The following is a 17,561-nucleotide window of genomic DNA, read 5'->3' as shown; positions in this document are numbered from 1 at the left end:
CGTTTTAACCGGGAAACACCATGACCGCTACCCGCGCTATGCATAGCTCGCACTGGGGGGCGTTCAGCGCCCTCAACGACAACGGCACCTTGCACATCACCCCGTTCAGCGGCGATCCCGATCCCAGCCCGCTGCTCCAGAATTTTGAGAATGTCCTGCGTCATCCGGTGCGGCTGGCAACGCCGATGGTGCGTCGCGGCTGGCTGGAGGATGGGCCAGGCCCTGACGACCGGCGTGGGGCGGATGACTACATCGCCATCAGCTGGGAGCAGGCCTACAGCCTGGCCGCCGCTGAACTGAAGCGGGTAGCCGAGCTGGCAGGCCCGGAAGCGGTGTTTGGCGGCTCCTACGGCTGGTCGAGCGCCGGGCGTTTCCATCATGCGCAAAGTCAGGTGCATCGTTTTCTTAACACCAGCATTGGCGGCTACGTCCGTTCGGTTAACAGCTACAGTTCGGGCGCGGCGTCGGTGATCCTGCCGCATATCGTGGGCGACATGAACGAGATTGCCCGCCGTGGCGTCAGCTGGCAGGAAATTGCCGAACACAGTGAGGTGGTGCTGTCGTTTGGCGGCCTGGCGTTGAAAAACTCGCAGGTGGCCAGCGGCGGCCTTAGCGAGCATACCGAACGCGGCTTTATTCAGCAGGCGGCCCGTCGCGGCGCGCGCTTTATCTCGGTCAGTCCGTTGGCCAGCGATCTGCCTGACGAAGCCCAGGGCGAGTGGCTTGCCATTTATCCCGGCACCGACTCGGCACTGATCCTTGCGCTGTTGCAGATCCTTAAGCAGCGGCAGTGGAGTGATGAAGCCTTTCTGGCGGACTACTGCGTCGGCTGGCCGCAGCTGGTGGCCTACCTGAACGGCGAGCAGGACGGTCAGCTTCGTGATGCCGCCTGGGCCGCAGAGATTTGTGGCATTCCCGCTGAACGCATCGAGGCGCTGGCAGAACAGCTGCACGGTAAGCGGGTGATTGTTAGCGTGGCGCATGCGTTGCAACGCGCGCAGCATGGCGAACAGCCGGTGTGGTTAGGGCTGGTGCTGGCGGCCGCATTGGGCCAGCCGGGGTTGCCGGGCGGCGGCTATTCCTATGCGCTTGGCGCGTTGGGCCATTATGGCAAGCAGCATAACCGGGTGGCCTTTCCCGCGCTGCCGCAGGGCAAAAACGGCATCGACCGGCTGATCCCGGTGGCGCGCATCTCCGATATGCTGCTGCATCCGGGCGAAAAGTTTCGCTATAACGGCCGCACGCTGACCTATCCCACCATCAAACTTGCCTGGTGGGCGGGTGGAAATCCGTTTCATCACCATCAGGATCTCGCCCGATTGCGCAAGGCGTTCGCGACGCTGGACACGCTGATTGTGCATGAGGTGGCCTGGACGTCGACCGCCCGTCATGCCGATCTGGTGCTGCCCGCGACCATGACCCTTGAGCGTGAAGACGTTGGCGGCGCACCGACCGACCGGCATTTGATCGCCATGCAGCAGGTGGCCGCGCCCTATGGCGAAGCGAAAGATGATTACAGTATTTTCAGCGAGCTGTCGCGGCGGCTGGGCAGCGAGCAGGCCTTTACCGAAGGGCGCAGCGCGCGCGCATGGCAGGCGCATCTTTATCAGCAAATGCAGGAAAAACTGCAGCAGCAGGGCGTCAGCGTGCCGGATTTCGCCACCTTCTGGCAGCAGGGGATCCTCGAGCTGCCGCAGAGTGACGACGCGGGCAGGCTGCTGCGTCACTTCCGCCGGGATCCGCAGCAGCATCCGTTGCCGACGCCGAGCGGAAAAATCGAAATTTATTCCGCCACGCTGGCCAGTTTCGACAATGCGGACTGTCCGGGGCATCCGGTATGGCTGACGCCGCTGCAGCAGCCAGACGAGCAGTACCCGTTCTATCTGATTGCCAATCAGCCCGCCTCCCGTCTGCACAGCCAGCTGGATTTTGGCCGCTTCAGCGTCAGCCAGAAGCGCGGTGGGCGTGAGGTGTGCAGCATGCATCCGCGGGATGCGCAGCAGCAGGGCATTGCCGAGGGTGACGTGGTGGAAATCACCAACCCGCGTGGCACGGTGCTGGCCAGCGTAACGCTGAGCGAGAAGGTCAGAACCGGCGTGGTGCAGTTGCCGACCGGCGCCTGGTACGATCCGGTCGATCCGTTAGCGGAGCAGCCGACCTGTCGTCACGGCAATCCCAACGTGCTGACGCTGGATATCGGCACCTCAGGCCTGAGCCAGGGCTGCACCGGGCAAATAACCGTGGTGCAGATCCGCAGGTTTACGGGTGAGCCGCCGGCCGTAAGGGCGTTCGAACCGCCGGTGATTAGCCGCAACCCGCCTCAAGCGTCGGCAGCGGCTGGCGATGTGGCGCCTGGAGCGTAAAGCCTGCGAGGAACGTTTTCGCTATTATCAGGAAGGTCGGGAAAGTCAGGGAAGTCGGGAAAGTTGGGGATGTAAGGGATGTTAGGGATGTTAGGTAAGTCGTCTGGACGTTGGGGTGGCAGGGTCAGGGATGTTAGGGACGTCGTCTGGATGTTTCGGTGTATTGCTCAGGGAGAGAGGGGGGAGCACAAAGACGCCGTAAACCCATCCCTGGGGGCTCAGCGGCGACATCCCTGTCGCCGATGCTTTGCTTTTCCCCCCTCTCTCCCTTCCCCTCAGGCTTCAATAATGGATGATCAATTGTGGACACACAGGTCAAAACCCGCTGACTTCACTCTATGCATTGACCAAACTTGATTTGATTTTGACCTGTGTGACCACCGTACCACCCAAGACGCTAATGCTATTGGGTGGCGGCATGGTGCGCATTAGCCGGGTGTCTGCGGCAGGGATGCCGCAGCCAAGCCTCCAGGGATGGATTCACGGCGTCCCGGATAATGCGCTCTATGCTGACGCCAAACCACCGAAGCGGGTTTTGACCTGAAGTCCTCCAGGGATGGATTTACGGCGTACCGGAAAATGCGCACTATGCTGACGCCGTACCACCGAAGCCGCTTTTGACCTGTGTGACCACTATGCTGACGCCGTACCACCGAAGCCGCTTTTGACCTGTGCATCCGCCAAACCTATCAACGACGCCAACTTTACAGGGTGGCGGAATACAGCGCCGCGGTCAGCATCGCCGTTAACCTGGGGAGGGAATCTGGCGTGGCCAGTTGGCACAGCGAGGCAATTTCCTCGGCCTCGTCCTGAGATGCGGCGCCCAGGCAACTGCGTAATTTCGCCTGCAAATCGACCGGCGTTGCCAGGCTTTCGCTGCGCGTCATGCGGCAGCTTAACGGCTCGGCGTCAGTAAACCAGATCGTCACCTTATGGAATCGCGCGGCCGGATCCAGTTCATCCGGCGGAGCGGAGAAATCGGGACAGCGCTGCACGCGATCTGCCAGACTGGCGATCACCGGATTCACCGGTCCTTCCGCCACATCCTCCAGCGCCACGCCGTCAAATAACAGGCTGGAAGCAATCACGTATTCCAGGCTGAAGCGCGCCTCGATGCCATTTTTCGGCTGCGTGACCGACGCGGCAATGTCACCGCCCGGTGGGAAAGCCACCTCAATGCGGCTGATGGCGGCGTCCATCGCCTCCACATTGCCCTGAAACCGTGGCAGCACCTGCTGACGCAGGCGGCGCGCCACGTCTGCGGCGGTATGGGTGCCTCCGCAGGTGGCATAGGGCTTGAACTCCAGACCTGGCGACTGGATGCGCCATGGCGTGCCCCAGTGCTCAACCAGCTTTGTCGCATCGCTGTGCTCGCCGCAGCAGGCGAGTAAGAACGCCTCGATCACGCCCTGCGGCTGCCCGCCAAAGCCAGCCAGCGTCAACCGTCCGGCAAGCACCGCACTCTGCGCCGCCAGCCCGGCATGCAGCGGCTTGGTGGCGGAGCCAAACTGGGCACGCAGCCCGCTGGCCTGGGTGGTGGCGATGCCGAGGATCACCGCCGCCTGATGTTCATCGGCCTTCAACAGGCGTGCAACCGCCGCGGCGGCCGCCAGCGTGCCCAGCGTGGCGGTACTGTGGAAACCGGACTGGTAGTGACGCTGCGTCGCCGCCAGCCCCAGCCTTCCCGCCACCTCGACGCCAATTACATAGGCATCCAGCAGCGCGTCGGCGTCGGGCTGAACGTCTGCCGCCAGCGCCAGCAGCGCCGGCAGGATCACCGTGCTGGGATGGCCGCGAAAATCAGGGTGGAAATCATCGTAATCCAGCGCGTGGCCGGCATAGCCAAGCAGCAGGGCACGCGTCTGCGCATCCTGCGCCTGACTGACGCTGCGCAGCGCACTCAGGCCACTGTCTTTGACGTCGCCACGCAGCACCGGCAGCGTCACCGCCACATAATCCAGCAGGCCCGCTCTGGCCTGCTCACGCGCGGCGCTGTCCGGCTGACTGCGGACAATCATTCTGGCTAGCGGTGGGGTAATGGCCATTGGCTCTCCGGGATTCATGACGATGACGGCGGAAGATGCGCAGCGAGTAAATCGGTAAAGCCGCTGCGCTGACAAAGTGCCTGAAGTTGGGCGATCAGCGCGGCGGGCAGCGGGATGCCGCTCAGGCTGCGCTGCTGATGCGTCTGGTTTTCAATGTCACCGGCGACCAGCACCGGCTTACTGGCATCGGCGGGCGGCGTGTCATGCAGCGTATCAATAATGTGGTCGAGGCCCTGACGGAAGTCGGACGGATCGCCAAACGCCGCAGGATCGATGACCAGGAAAAAGTGGCCGATATCCGGCATGCCGCCTGCCGGACGCGTGGCGGCAAAGGAGGCACCGGCCAGCGGGCCCGCCAGAATTTGCGCCAGCATCGCCAGGCCATAACCCTTGTGGCCGCCGGTCTCTTCCAGACCGCCCAGCGGCGTCAGGCCGCCAGGCGGGCGCTGGAAAACGTACTCCATGCCCAGCGCGCTGTCGGTGACGGCCTCGCCGTGTTCATCGCTGACCCAGCCCGGCGGCAACGCCTGACCGGTAAAGTCATATACCTTGACCTTGTTGGCCGCCACGGTCGTGGTGGCCATATCCAGCACGAAATCGGCGTTTCGCTCAGCGGGTGCGGCAAAGGCGAGGGGATTGGTGCCCAGCACCGGCACCTGTGCGCGGCTGGGCACCAGCATTCTGCTGCGGGTGGTGCTGGTGATCAGCGCAATCTTGCCTCTGGCCGCCGCGTAACGGGCATACAGCCCGGCGGCGCCAAAATGATTGGAGTGACGCACCACCACGCTGCCCATGCCGGACAGCTCGCTTTTCGCCACGGCGGTCTGGATCGCCAGTAACGCCGTGGCGTGACCCAGCGAATGGCAACCGTCGATCACCGCCGTTGCCGGAGTTTCCCTGATAATTTTCGCCCGTCCGGCCGGGTTCCACAGTCCGGCCTGCAATAATTTATCGTAATGCGGCAGCATCGAGATGCCGTGGGAATCGACGCCAAACAGATCGGTTTCCACCATCAGTTCGGCGGTTTGCACCGCGATATCCTCCGGCATTCCCCAGCCGGTCAGGATGGTTTCCGCCTGGCGCATCAGCAGCGCAGCGGGCAGGGTCACCGCCTGATTCATCGCGATGCTCCTGATGCGGGCGTTTCCTGGCTGAGTTTTTCCAGCGCGTTGACCGCAAGCGTCGCCAGATAATCGGCGGTGGGGAACAGCGCACGATCGTCAACGCGGAATTCGGGATGATGCAGAGCGAACGGCCCGCCGGATCCCACCATCACAAAGGCACCGGGGATCTGCTGCTGATAGAAGGCGAAGTCCTCGCCGATCGGGCTGGCCTCGACCACTCTGGCCGCAAAACCGGCCAGCGGCGCCTGCGCCAGCGCAAATTCAGCCCAGGCCGGATCGTTAACTACCGACGGCGGGCCGGCATGCCAGTCCAGCTCAATGCGCGCAGCATAGGTCTCGCTCAGTCCCTGCGCCACCTGACGAAAACGCTGCTCAATCTTCTCGCGGGCCCCGGCGCTAAAGGTGCGCACGGTGCCCTCCAGCCAGGCGCTGTCCGGGATAACGTTCCAGGTGGTGCCGCTGTGGATCTGGGTGATCGACACCACCGCATTCTCCGCCGACGACAGATTACGGCTGATCACCGTCTGTAGCGTGCCGATCAGCTGTCCGGCGATGACGATCGGATCGTTGCCTTCGTGCGGCTTAGCCGCGTGGCTGCCGGTGCCGGTAATGGTCAGGGTGAAACGATCGACGCCTGCGGTGAGCGCGCCGCCTTTGCTGCCAATCACCCCCACCGGCAGCGACGGATCGTTATGAATACCAAAGATCGCTTTTGCCTGATCCAGTGCGCCGGTTGCCAGCAGCGCCGGCGCGCCCATGCCGGTCTCTTCTGCGGCCTGGAACAGGATGCGGACCCGTCCCGGCAGAGTGGCTTCAATTTTTTTCAGCAAAATGGCGGCACCCAGGGCGGCCGAGGCATGAAAATCATGACCGCAGGCATGCATCACGCCAGGATTTTGCGAGAGGTATTCCACCCCCGATTTTTCCTCAATCGGCAGGGCATCAATATCGGAACGCAGCACGATCAGCGGGCCGTCACCGTGGCCGACTTCGGCCACCAGACCGGTCGGCAGCGGCAGATCCAGAATGCGGATCTGATGTTCTTCCAGCGCCGCTCTCAGGCGGGCGGTGGTCTCAAACTCCTGATTAGACAGCTCAGGATGGCGATGCAATTCGTGACGAAAGGCCTGCAGCTGCGCGGCCAGAGGCTGGTGCTTTTCACTGATATTCATGGTTTATCCTGACGGGTCGTCGATGAGGCGGATTTCTCCAGCCACTGCTGATGGGCGGCCTCATCGAGAATTTTCTTCATATACAGCGTGATATGTCCTTTGCCCAAATCGGTCTGGTGCATGGCGACAAAACCGCGGTTCAGGTACATCTCTTTCAGCCAGGGATGGCTGACGGCGGTGCCGAGCGAAACGGCCGGGGCTTTTAGCTGCGCCCGCAGAATATGCGTCTCCACCCAGTCCAGCATAGCGCGGCCCAGCTGCTGACCCTTATACGCCGGGTCGGTGCCGAACCAGCCGATATGCGGCAGGCCGAACGGGCCGGGCAGCGGTCCCCAGGGAAAACGCAGGGTCAGCGAACTGGCCAGCCGGTCGTCGGCAAACAGGCCATACACCGCATGCTGTTGCAGGTGGCGGGTGACCCGATCCAGGTCGGCGGTGGCGGCATCAAAGTGGATCCCCAGCGCGCGGATGGGGGCATACGCGGCCAGCATCAGGGTCAGATAGGCGTGACGATCGTCCAGCGTCAGCTGGCGGAAATGCAGATTCATGCGGTGCTCCCTGACTGGAAATAAAAAAATTCAGTGCCGTTCTTTATTATTCGTCATGCTGTTTCGCAAGCGTTGAGAATAATCATGCCGTCTTTAAATTTCGCACAGCAAGCTATTTATCCCTATAGCTTTTATTTGCATAAGCTCTTGCGAATTTGTCGTAAAGGATCGGGAATGCCTGATTGCTTCTGCACTTTTCTTTGTAGCATGATGAATGAAGCGCCGCGGGTAGCAAGGCAGACAACCACTTTCTCAGCAGTCAGCCCGTTTCAGGTAAAACGTTTCAGGGAAAAAGTTCGCCCGGTTCCACGCAGAATAAATTAAAAGGTCACAGCGTGTTTTCAATAAAATCCCCTAAACAGTATTCGCAACTTCCCGGTATTCGCGCGCGGGTGGGTGAATTAATTTCCCCGCTGGCGAACAGGATTTTCATTATTTCCAGCCCGGCAGCCTGGCAGGCCGTTAACCCGGAACTGGAAAACAGCCTGGCCGCCGCCGGCATCCGCTATCAGCTGGCGATGCTCACCACTGAATGTACGGAGGTGGCAATCGCGGATTTGACGGCGGAGATGCAGGCGCACGGCAGCACGCTGGTGCTGGGCATCGGCGGCGGTCGCGTGCTGGATACGGCGAAAGCCGTCGGTAACGCGCTGGACGAGGTGAAGATTGTCACCCTGCCAACGCTGGCCGCCACCTGCGCCGCCTGGTCACCGATCAGCATTCTCTATACCGCCAGCGGTGCCCATCAGCGCAGCCAGCCGTTAAGCCAGATGCCCGAGCTGGTGCTGGTGGACAGCGAGATCATTGCCCGCAGCGACGTGCGTTTCCTGAAAGCGGGCATCGTCGATGCGCTGGCCAAGTGGTATGAATTTCAGCCCTATCAGCGGCATAACCCGGACAACCTGGCGCTGAATTTGAAGGCGCTGATGGCCCGTCAGGCGGTAGAAGTGTTCGCACAATGGGGCGAGCAGGCGGTGCGGGATAACCAGCAGGGCCAGGTTACGCCCGCGCTGGAGAAAGTCATTGAAGGCTGCATTGTGTTAGCCGGTATGGCCAACAGCATTCGCGATGCCGATCCGACGCCGGGTTTTGCCCACGCCATTCACAACCGTCTGACGCATCAGCCCGAGCTGCACGACTGGCTGCACGGTGAGAAAGTCGGCTTCAGCCTGCTGGTGCAGTCGCGAATGCAGCAGCCGGATGGCCAGCCCGACGCCGGATTGCTGGCACTGCTGCGGCAGTACGATGCGCCGTTAACCCTGGCACCGCTGATCGGCAACCGCACAGAGGCGATCCAACGCATCGCCCGCGAAGTGAAATTTTCGCCCGCCAGCGCCGCGCGTCTGCCGTTTGAGATTTCCCCGGCCACGCTGGAAAAAGCCTTGCTGGCGACCGAAATTGGCTAACCCTTTTCAGACGCAGGCCGTGTTGGCGTGCGCTTTATTATTCCAGGACTGATTATGCAACCGACTCCGTCTTCACCCCGCCAGCTTCGCCTGGGTTTGTTTGTTCAGCCGTTGGGACAGCACGTCAGCGGCTGGCGTCTGACCCGCCAGCTGGGTTCGCCGACCGATATCGACTGGCTGATCCAGATTGCGCAGAAGGCCGAAGCCGGCCTGTTCGATATGTTTTTCGTCGGTGATGCGCTGGCTACCAGCGTGCACCGCCTGCCATCCCCCATGGCGCGCCTTGAGCCGCTGACGTTACTGTCGGCGCTGGCGGTCTCAACCAAACATATCGGCCTGGCGGCCACCGCCTCCACCACCTTCAGCGATCCCTTTACCCTCGCGCGCAGCTTCTCGTCGATTGACCATATCAGCCGTGGCCGGGCGGCCTGGAATGTGGTGACCTCGTTCTCAACCGACGTGGCGCGCAACTTCAGCCGCGACGATATGCCGGGCCATGCGGAACGCTATGCCAAAGCGCGCGAATTCCTCGAGGTCTCCTTCAAGCTGTGGGAAGCCTGGGAAGAGGGCGCGGTGCAACCGGATGCCGCCAGCGGCAGCTATTTTGTTGATGACAAGATCAAGGCGATTAACCATCAGGGCGAGCATTATCAGGTGCAGGGCCCGCTGAATATCTCCCGTTCACCGCAGGGACGGCCGGTGATCATTGAAGCCGGTTCCTCGGAGGATGGTCAGGCGCTGGCGGCGGAAACTGCCGAAGTGGTGTTTACCGCGTCCGCCAGCCTGGAAGAAGGTCAGGCGTTTTATCGCTCCCAGAAGCAGCGGGTGAAAGAGGCCGGACGTAATCCGGATCATCTGCTGATTTTGCCGGGCGTGATGCCGATTGTTGGCAGAACCCGCGAAGAGGCGCAGGCGACCTGGAAAGCGCTGAATTCGCTGGTGGATATTGAGAATGGCCTGCGCCAGCTGTCGGCGCGCTTCGGCCTCGATCTCAGCCAGTATCCGCTGGACGGCCCGGTGCCGGATGCGCCGGAAGGCGAGGGTAACCAGAGCCGGGTGCGGCTGTTTACCGAGATGGCGAAACGCGACAACCTGACCCTGCGCGAGCTGGCAGCGGTAGCCGCCGGGTCCCGTGGGCATCGCGTGGTGGTGGGCACGGCCGAAGATATCGCCGATGACTTCCAGCAGTGGCTCGAGCAGTCGGCGGCGGACGGCTTCAACATCATGCCTGCCACCGTGCCGGAGCAGCTGGATCTGTTTATCGAGCTGGTGGTGCCGGAGTTGCAGCGCCGTGGCCTGTTCCGCGAGCAGTATCAGTTCAACACCCTGCGCGAAAACCTCGGGCTGCCCGACTACAACTGATCCTTTTCTCAGCCGGATGCGCTCCGGCTTAACCGCGAGATCTCTTCATGACCATTACCCTGTCCCGCCGTGTTCAGCGCGTTTCCCTGTCGGCGAATGCTGCCGCCCGTCAGCTCACCCAGCGCCTGCAGGCGGAAGGGGTGGATATTCTCGATCTTACGGTGGGTGAGCCCGATTTCGATACGCCTGAACATATCAAGCAGGCGGCATACCAGGCGATTGCGCGGGGCGAGACCAACTACACGCCGACGCCCGGCACGCCGGCGCTGCGTCAGGCGGTGCAGCGTAAACTGTTGCGCGAAAATCAGCTGGCGTATGACATCAACCAGATTGTGATCGCCAACGGCGCCAAGCAGATCATCTTTAACGCCTTCGCCGCCACGCTGAATGACGGGGATGAAGTGCTGGTGCCGGTGCCTTACTGGCCGACTTTTCCGGACAGCGTGAAGTTTAACGGCGGTGAGCCGGTGCTGCTGGATTGCCCGCTGGAGCAGGGCTTTAAGCTGCAACCGCAGCAGTTAGCGGCAGCGATTGGGCCGAAAACCCGCTGGCTGGTGCTGAACTCGCCGGGTAATCCCAGCGGCGCTGTGTATGACGCCGCCGAACTGTCGGCGCTGGCGGCGGTGCTGCGCCAGCATCCGCAGGTGCTGGTATTGCTGGATGAGTTGTATGAGCACGTGCTGTTCGATGGCCGCCAGCATCAAAGCCTGCTGAACGTTGCGCCGGACCTGAAGGATCGTATTTTGCTGGTGGGCGGGGTGTCGAAAACCTACGCCATGACCGGCTGGCGCATTGGTTTCGGCGCGGGCCCGAAGGTCCTGACCGATGCGATGGCGGTGGTTCAGTCGCAAAACAGCTCGGGGGCCGGATCGGTCAGCCAGGCTGCGGCGGTGGCGGCCTTTAACGGCGGGCTGGATTTTCTGGTGCCTCAGCTTGCGGCTTATCAGCAACGTCGCGACAGCCTGGTGGACGCCCTGAGCACGGTGGATGGCCTCAGCGTCAGCTCGCCGGCCGGGGCCTTCTTTGTGTTGTGCCGCTGCGCGGACGTGCTGGGTCGCATCCGGTCCGATGGCCGCACGCTGGCAAGTGAAGAGGATGTGCTGAGCTATTTACTGGAGAGCGGCGTGTCCGGGGTGGCAGGCAGCGCCTATGGCCTGTCGCCGTATTTCCGCCTGTCGATTGCGACGGATCTTGAGTCAGTGCGCGAAGCCGGTCGCCGCATCCAGACCGCCTTCGGGCAGCTGCGCAGGGCGTGATCGACGCGGCGTAACCTTGCCGACAACGGTGGGTGTAACTTCATGATAAAGTCGGGCGTAACCTCGTATCCGGTTACGCCTGACCCCTTAAAACCGCTCTGCGCGGAACGCCGCCAGCATCGGATGTTTTTCCCCACTGACAATTTCCCCGGCCAGCAGCTCGCCAACAATCAGCCCCAGCGTGGCGCCTGAATGGGTGAAGGCGACATAGCAGCCCGGCACTTTTTCCAGTTCACCCAGCACCGGATCGCCATCGCCCGGGATCGGCTTCAGCCCGGCCTTCCAGCCAGCGGCTTGCAGCGGCGGATGCCCGGCCAGCAGCTTCGTCGTCTCCGCCATCAGCTCGGTGACCACCGCCGGCGGGATCTGATAGTTGCCTGCGGCATCCTGGGTAAACTGCGCTTCATACCAGTCATGATCCATCACTAACGTACTGCCCGGATTGGGTCGCACCGCCGATCGTGGCGTATTCAGCACCGCTTTCAGCCCGTGATCGACCGGTTCGCTGGTTACCAGCATCGACACGGGCGAACCGTTGGGAATGGTCACGCCCAGCGGCTTCACCACGTCAGGGGTATACGGTCCGCAGGCCACCACCACCACCCCGGCGGAAAACGCACCGGCCGCAAGGGTGGACACGCCGGTGGCGCGTCCTGCGCTGTCGGTTTGCACCGTGGCTTTCCCGGCCTGCTCAACCAGCTTGCCGCCCGCGGCCTTGAACTCGGCCAGCAGCTGGCTAATCAGCGGCGGCAGGCTGACCCAGCCCTCGCCGGGATTGAAGATGGCGGTGGCGGCCATCGCCCCGCTGGCGATATTCGGCGTAAAACGGTCGACGGTGTCGGGCCCAACCAGCACCGAGGCATAGCCGTGGGCCACTTCATAAGCATGACGCGCCAGGCTGCCGGCCTCGTCGTTTTTGCTCCAGCACAGGCCGCCGTCAAAACGCAGCCAGTCGACGTCGGGCTGCTGAGAAAACAGCGTGCGATAGCGGTCGATCCCGGCCATGCGCAGATTATGGTAGGCAAGCGAGCGCTCACCCGCAGAATTCAGCCAGGCCAGCGAGCGACCGGACGCGCCGGAGGCGGGCTCAGCCTCGGTAATCAGCGTGACCTGTGCGCCAAAGCGCTGCAAATGGGTGGCGATGGAAACGCCGATAATGCCGCCGCCGATCACGGCAACGGTCTTGCTTGAAGCGGTTACAGCCATATAACAAATTCCTTATCAGTCAGACAGAGTAAGAGGCGGTCAACGGCCAACAGGGCGTTACAGCACTTCCGAAAGAAACTGGCGCAAACGGGCCGATTGCGGCCGGTCAAAGATCTGCTCCGGCGTGCCGCTTTCGACAATTTCACCTTCATCCATAAACACCACCTGGTCGGCAACCTTGCGGGCAAAGCCCATTTCATGGGTCACCACCACCATGGTCATGCCGCGCGTGCACAGGTCGGCCATCAGCGTCAGCACCCCTTTCACCAGCTCGGGATCGAGGGCAGAGGTCGCCTCATCAAACAGCATCACCTGCGGATCCATCGCCAGCGCCCGGGCAATCGCCACGCGCTGCTGCTGGCCGCCGGACAGATCGCGTGGGCGGTGGTCGGCACGGGTGGTCAGGCCCACTTCATTCAGCCGATCAGCCGCCAGCTTAAAGGCCTGCTTTTTCGGCAATCCTTTGATTTTCCACGGGGCCAGCGCGACGTTCTGCAAGGCGCTGTGGTCCGGGAACAGATTGAAGTGCTGGAACACCATGCCAATGCGCAGCCGCAGCGCGTCGGGGTTCTCTTTCAACACTGAACGGCCAGCCAGCAACACATCGCCGGATTTCGGCTCGTGCAGGCGGTTGATGCCGCGCAGCAGGGTCGATTTTCCCGAGCCGGACGGGCCAATAATGCAGGTGGTGGTGCCCGGTGCGACGCTGATCGACACCTTGCGCAGCACCTCAATCTCGCCGTAGGCCAGCGTCAGGTCACGCAGCTCAAGGCTGGCGCCGTGAAACGCGCGCTCCTCGACCAGCGCTGCCGGGGAAGTCTGCTTCAGCATCTTATTGTCCTCTGTCGGGCGTCAGCTGCGACGCAGGATGGGTGGCAAGCGCGTTGCGTTGCTGCACTTCGTCTACTTCTTTCAGCCCGCTTTGTGGCGCGGTCGCTTTGCGGCGTCCGGTGCGGTAACGGGCATCGGCATAGTTCACCAGATGGGTCATCGGCACGGTGATCATCAGGTAGAACAGCCCGGCCAGCATCAGCGGTGACAGGTTGCCGGTCAGCACTGCCGCATCCTGGCCGACGCGGAACAGCTCGCGTTCGTTGACCATCAGCCCAAGCAGATACACCAGCGAGGAGTCTTTGATGATGGCAATAAACTGATTCACCACCGCCGGTAACACGCGACGGATGCCCTGCGGAATGATGATCAGGCTCATGGCACGGGCGTAGCTCATGCCCAGCGCGCGGCAGGCCTCCAGCTGTCCGCGTTCCACGCTTGGGATCCCCGCGCGGAAAATCTCGCCCATATAGGCGCTGGCAATCAGGCTCAGGGCGAAAATCCCCAGCGGATAGGGGCTGGGGCCAAAAATCTGATAGCTGAAGCGGGCCAAGCCCTGGCCGATCAGCAGGATGGTGAGGATCGACGGCAAACCGCGAAACAGGTCGGTATAGAGGCGGGCAGGAATGCGCAGCCAGCGGGACGGCGAAATGCCCATCAGCGCCAGCAGCAGGCCGATTGAGGTGCCCAGCACGGTGGCGCAGAGGGAGATGATCAGCGTGTTGATCAGCCCGGTGCCGAGCAGCTGCGGCAGAACCTGTAACATCGACGGAAAGTCGAAAAACGTTTTCCTCAGGATCTCGAAAATATCCATAGCAAGGACTCACTTTCTTTAGGCGGCGCGAAGGTCACGCCGCCGGGTAGAGGGGCGCGTTTTCAGGACTGGGTGGTCTGGTCAGCGGCAGGGAGATACTGTTTCGGCATCGGCGAGCCGGGGAACCATCTCTCATACAGGCGTTTCCACGTGCCATCTTCCATCGCCGACTTAATCGCTTTATCCAGCGCGGTTTTGAACGCCAGCTTGTTTTTGGCGATGGCAAAACCGGCCGGCGCGTCAAACGACGGAATGTCTGCGGCATGGATCAGGTCATAACGGTCGGCGTAGGTTTTGGCCGACTCATAATCGAGGAACACCGCATCCACCGTGCCGTTGTTCATCGCCGAGATCGCCGCGTTGTTATCCGGGAAGCGCACCAGGTCGGTCTGTTTAAAGTGATCGACCGCATAAGACTCCTGCAGGGTGCCCTGGATCACCGCCAGCCGGTGTTTGGCCAGCGTATCGACGTTCTTCACCCCGGAGGTTTTGCTGGTCAGCACCGTCAGGTAACCCGCCAGATAGCCGGAGGAGAAGTCCACCGTCTGCTCGCGCGCTTTGGTGATGCCAATCGCCGCCACGCCCGCGTCGTACTGACCGTTCGCCACCGCCGGCAAAATCCCGGCAAAGTCCTGGCCGATAAAGTCCACGTTGTTGATGCCGATGCGGTGCGCCACGTCGGTAAAGAACTCGACGTCGAAGCCGGTGAACTGGCCGTTGGCATCGGTGAAGGTATAGGGTTTGGCATCGCCAAGGCTGGCGACGCGCAGGTGGCCGGGCTCAATCAAACCATAGGGATTGTCATTACTGGCCGCCGAAGCAGCGCTGGTGAATAAAGAGACCGCCGCGAGAAGGGAAGCGGCCAGAGCGATCAGGGGCTTATGCGATTTCATAGTCAGTCCGTTTTTGTTGTGGATAACATCAACGACTATTGAGAGCGGATCGGTTTATTAGTATGAGACCGGTCTCAATGCAGGTGGCTGAAGGGCGACAGGATGGTTGTGAGACCGGTCTCAAGTCAGCTATAGTGATAGTAGACACAGCCGGTAAATGCCGTCAATCTTCATCCCCTCAAGGTGTGATTCGAAATTATTATGACCAGAACAGCAGCACGGGCCAAAGCCCCGACCGTCGCCGATGTGGCACGCGAAGCGAACGTGTCGAAAGCGCAGGCCGCCCGCGCGTTGGGCGGCTATGGTGCAGTGAGTGAAGAGGTGGCCACCCGCGTGATTGATGCCGCCGGTCGCTTAGGCTATCGCCCCAACGAGCTGGCGCGCAGCATGAACACCGGACGCTCGAACACGCTGGGGGTGATTGTTGGCGATATCGAAAATCCGCACTTTGGCCTGGCGCTGCGCGGCATCTCCGACGTGGCCCGCCAGGCGGGTTACCATGTGATCCTCAGCAACAGCGATGAGCAGGTGGACATCGAACAGGAAGCGGTGCGGGTGATGCTGGATAAGCGCGTGGACGGCATTATCGTCGCGCCCTGCAGCTCGGCGGCCGGAGACAATCCGCATCTGGCGCAGATTCTGGCGGATGGCTGTGCGCTGACGCTGTTCGATCGGGGCGTTTACGATCTGGATGTGGAGGTGATCGGCGTGGACTTTACGCCTGCGGCACAGGAAGCCACGCAGCAGCTGCTGGAACTGGGACACCGGCGGATTGCCTATGTCACCAGCATGCAGTGCGAGGGCGGCTATCAGCAGCCGGAGGATTTGGGGCTGACCCCGGTGGCGCAGCGTGTGGCGGGCATGGAACGGGCGTTTCTGCAGGCGGGCGTGACCTTCCTGCCGGAGATGATTAAAACCGATGCGATTGATGATGCGGCGATCGGCAAGATTGTCGCCGAACTGTTTGAGGATGGCCCGCCGCCGTCGGCGATTGTTGCCTCAGACAGCCTGATTGCCCAGTCGCTGATGCGTGAATTCGCGCTGCGCAGGCTACGGATCCCGCAGGATTTGTCGTTTGTGATGTATGACAATTTCCCGTGGACGGAAATCGTGTCGCCGCCGCTGTCGGTGATTGAGCAGCCGGTGTATGAGATGGGCCGGGAAGCCGCCCGCCGCGTGATTTCACAAATCCGTGGCGATGATGCCGGCTCCCAGCCCACTTTCACTCCCTGTTTTATCCGCCGGGGGTCGGTTGGTCCGGTCAGTACAGCTGGCGATACAGCTCGGTGATATCGGCCAGCGTGGCGTCGCGCGGGTTGCCGCCGGTGCAGACATCGTCCAGCGCCGCCTGCGCCAGCGCGGCAATGTCTTCCTCTTTCATCCCGACATCACGCAGCCTGGCGGGGATGCCGACGTCGGCGGACAGCTGTTTCACCGCGTCGACCGCCGCCACCCGCACTTCGCTCAGGCTCAAGCCGCAAACTCTTGGGACGTTCATCGCCCGGGCAATATCACGGTATTTTTCGCCGGTGTATTCGGCATTCCATGCCATCACGTGCGGCAGGATAATGGCGTTGGCCACGCCGTGCGGCACGTTGTAAAACGCCCCCAGCGGATGCGCCATGCCGTGAACCAGCCCCAGCCCGACGTTAGAAAAGCCCATGCCGGCGATATACTGTCCCAGCGCCATATCTTCCACACCCTGGGCTTCGCCTGCGACCGACGCCCGCAGCGAGCGGCTGATAATCTGCATCGCCTTCAGGTGCAGCGCATCGGTTAACTCCCACGCGCCTTTGGTGGTAAAGCCTTCAATCGCATGGGTCAGGGCATCAATGCCGGTGGCCGCTTTCAGCGAGGGTGGCATACTGGCCATCATTTCGGCATCGACAATCGCCACCACCGGAATATCGTGCGGATCGATGCAGACGAATTTGCGGCGGTTCTCTTCGTCGGTGATCACGTAGTTGATGGTGACTTCGGCAGCGGTGCCGGCAGTGGTGGGAACAGCAATGATTGGTACTGACGGGTTGCGGGTGTCGGCGAAGCCTTCAAGGCTGCGCACGTCGGCAAATTCCGGGTTATTGATAATGATGCCGATGGCTTTTGCCGTGTCCTGTGGAGAGCCGCCGCCGATGGCGATCAGGTAGTCAGCGCTGGCGGTTTTAAACAGCTCCACGCCTTGCTGCACCACGCCGATGGTCGGGTTCGGCACCACCTCGTCATAAATCATATAGGGCAGATGGTGACGGTCGAGCAGCGCGGTGACTTTCTCCACCACGCCGGCTTTCATCAGCGCCTTATCGGTCACCAGCAACGCTTTGGTAAAGTGGCGTTTGTTCACTTCACTGACGATTTGCGCGATCGATCCCGCACCAAACCAGGCTGTTTCATTCAATACCATTCTGTGTTGCATATCGGCTCCTGCCTTGAAGGTTTTTATTATTACTCGAGAGGTCGGGGGGAAATATGCGCAGGAAATAGCCGGTGGGGTATTGATGGAGATCAGTCCAGGGCGAGTTTTTCTCGCCCTGGTGAGGTTAA

The 17,561-nt window shown here is 61.7% G+C and carries 14 protein-coding genes; 5 read left to right on the top strand and 9 right to left on the bottom strand.

Annotated features, from left to right (window positions below; genetic code table 11):
* Positions 1-20 precede the first annotated feature (20 nt).
* Positions 21-2,363, top strand: a complete 2,343-nt coding sequence (locus E2F51_RS03900) for a molybdopterin-dependent oxidoreductase (RefSeq protein WP_134822801.1) — start codon at positions 21-23, stop codon at positions 2,361-2,363.
* A gap of 704 nt (positions 2,364-3,067) precedes the next feature.
* Here E2F51_RS03900 and E2F51_RS03895 read toward each other — a convergent pair.
* From E2F51_RS03895 to E2F51_RS03880, 4 genes are read right to left on the bottom strand one after another with little or no spacing between them, the layout of a single operon-like run.
* Positions 3,068-4,408 (bottom strand): MmgE/PrpD family protein, encoded by a 1,341-nt coding sequence (locus tag E2F51_RS03895; protein ID WP_134822800.1) that lies wholly within the window; start codon positions 4,406-4,408, stop codon positions 3,068-3,070.
* 14 nt (positions 4,409-4,422) lie between these two features.
* Positions 4,423-5,529, bottom strand: coding sequence for an Ldh family oxidoreductase (locus E2F51_RS03890; RefSeq protein ID WP_134822799.1), 1,107 nt, complete (start codon positions 5,527-5,529; stop codon positions 4,423-4,425).
* Positions 5,526-6,704, bottom strand: a complete 1,179-nt coding sequence (locus E2F51_RS03885; protein WP_134822798.1) for an amidohydrolase — start codon at positions 6,702-6,704, stop codon at positions 5,526-5,528. Before E2F51_RS03885 ends, E2F51_RS03890 begins: the two co-directional genes overlap by 4 nt.
* Positions 6,701-7,252 carry a GNAT family N-acetyltransferase gene (locus tag E2F51_RS03880; RefSeq protein WP_013203921.1) on the bottom strand — a complete coding sequence of 184 codons (552 nt, stop codon included), beginning with the start codon at positions 7,250-7,252 and terminating at the stop codon, positions 6,701-6,703. Before E2F51_RS03880 ends, E2F51_RS03885 begins: the two co-directional genes overlap by 4 nt.
* Before the next feature lie 335 nt (positions 7,253-7,587).
* Here E2F51_RS03880 and E2F51_RS03875 point away from each other — a divergent pair, with 335 nt between their 5' ends.
* The 3 genes from E2F51_RS03875 to E2F51_RS03865 are packed head-to-tail and all read left to right on the top strand — an operon-like array spanning position 7,588 to position 11,276.
* Positions 7,588-8,658, top strand: coding sequence for an iron-containing alcohol dehydrogenase family protein (locus tag E2F51_RS03875; protein ID WP_134822797.1), 1,071 nt, complete (start codon positions 7,588-7,590; stop codon positions 8,656-8,658).
* 54 nt (positions 8,659-8,712) lie between these two features.
* Positions 8,713-10,020 carry an LLM class flavin-dependent oxidoreductase gene (locus E2F51_RS03870; RefSeq protein WP_209215475.1) on the top strand — a complete coding sequence of 436 codons (1,308 nt, stop codon included), beginning with the start codon at positions 8,713-8,715 and terminating at the stop codon, positions 10,018-10,020.
* 47 nt (positions 10,021-10,067) lie between these two features.
* The gene (locus tag E2F51_RS03865) at positions 10,068-11,276 is read left to right on the top strand and encodes an aminotransferase class I/II-fold pyridoxal phosphate-dependent enzyme (RefSeq protein ID WP_134822796.1); all 1,209 of its coding nucleotides are present in this window, start codon (positions 10,068-10,070) and stop codon (positions 11,274-11,276) included.
* Between the two features lie 87 nt (positions 11,277-11,363).
* On the opposite strand, the gene E2F51_RS03860 is transcribed toward E2F51_RS03865, so the two are convergent.
* The 4 genes from E2F51_RS03860 to E2F51_RS03845 all read right to left on the bottom strand — a co-directional run bounded on the left by E2F51_RS03860 (position 11,364) and on the right by E2F51_RS03845 (position 15,020).
* Positions 11,364-12,482: an FAD-binding oxidoreductase gene (locus E2F51_RS03860; protein WP_134822795.1), complete on the bottom strand. Its 1,119-nt coding sequence runs from the start codon at positions 12,480-12,482 to the stop codon at positions 11,364-11,366.
* A 57-nt stretch (positions 12,483-12,539) separates the two neighbouring features.
* On the bottom strand, positions 12,540-13,313 hold the full coding sequence (locus tag E2F51_RS03855) for an amino acid ABC transporter ATP-binding protein (RefSeq protein WP_134822794.1): 774 nt from the start codon (positions 13,311-13,313) through the stop codon (positions 12,540-12,542).
* 1 nt (position 13,314) lies between these two features.
* Positions 13,315-14,127 (bottom strand): amino acid ABC transporter permease, encoded by an 813-nt coding sequence (locus tag E2F51_RS03850; protein WP_134822793.1) that lies wholly within the window; start codon positions 14,125-14,127, stop codon positions 13,315-13,317.
* A gap of 62 nt (positions 14,128-14,189) precedes the next feature.
* Entirely contained in the window at positions 14,190-15,020 is an 831-nt protein-coding gene (locus tag E2F51_RS03845; RefSeq protein WP_134822792.1) for an ABC transporter substrate-binding protein, read from the bottom strand.
* Positions 15,021-15,221: 201 nt separating this feature from the next.
* Here E2F51_RS03845 and E2F51_RS03840 point away from each other — a divergent pair, with 201 nt between their 5' ends.
* Positions 15,222-16,310, top strand: a complete 1,089-nt coding sequence (locus tag E2F51_RS03840) for a LacI family DNA-binding transcriptional regulator (RefSeq protein WP_134822791.1) — start codon at positions 15,222-15,224, stop codon at positions 16,308-16,310.
* On the opposite strand, the gene fucO is transcribed toward E2F51_RS03840, so the two are convergent.
* On the bottom strand, positions 16,282-17,433 hold the full coding sequence (fucO, locus tag E2F51_RS03835; RefSeq protein ID WP_134822790.1) for a lactaldehyde reductase: 1,152 nt from the start codon (positions 17,431-17,433) through the stop codon (positions 16,282-16,284). The genes E2F51_RS03840 and fucO overlap by 29 nt on opposite strands.
* Positions 17,434-17,561 lie beyond the last annotated feature (128 nt).

The organism is Erwinia sp. QL-Z3 (assembly GCF_004551645.1).
In the GTDB taxonomy this organism is placed as follows: Bacteria; Pseudomonadota; Gammaproteobacteria; order Enterobacterales; family Enterobacteriaceae; genus Erwinia; species Erwinia billingiae.
This window is presented reverse-complemented; position numbering and strand designations above follow the sequence as displayed.